This is a genomic window from Paenibacillus sp. N119s (assembly GCF_059447605.1).
Genome location: NZ_JCAJRU010000514.1, coordinates 1 through 473 on the forward strand (window position 1 = coordinate 1; position 473 = coordinate 473).

At 56.0% G+C, this 473-nt stretch carries 1 protein-coding gene; it reads right to left on the bottom strand.

Annotation, left to right across the window (positions count from 1 at the left end):
* The coding region (locus tag AC5V8P_RS26090; RefSeq protein ID WP_495474115.1) for a hypothetical protein at positions 1-460 on the bottom strand (460 nt) is incomplete at its 3' end.
* Between the last annotated feature and the right edge of the window lie 13 nt (positions 461-473).

A 473-nucleotide genomic window follows, 5' to 3' on the forward strand; every position in this document is an offset into this window, starting at 1 on the left:
CCCTGAACTCCCTGAGGTCCTTGGTCGCCTTGGACTCCTTGTGGTCCTTGATCACCCTGAACTCCCTGTGGTCCTTGATCGCCTTGGACTCCTTGAGGGCCTTGATCACCTTGAACACCCTGAGGGCCTTGATCGCCTTGGACGCCTTGAGGTCCCTGATCACCCTGAACTCCCTGAGGGCCTTGATCGCCTTGGACTCCTTGAGGTCCTTGATCACCCTGAACTCCTTGTGGTCCTTGATCACCTTGAACTCCTTGAGGTCCCTGATCACCTTGAACACCTTGAGGTCCCTGATCACCTTGGACGCCTTGAGGTCCCTGATCACCTTGAACTCCTTGCGGTCCTTGGTCACCCTGAACTCCTTGCGGTCCTTGATCACCTTGAACACCCTGAGGTCCTTGGTCTCCTTGAACGCCTTGAGGTCCTTGATCACCTTGGACTCCTTGCGGTCCTTGATCACCTTGGACTCCTTG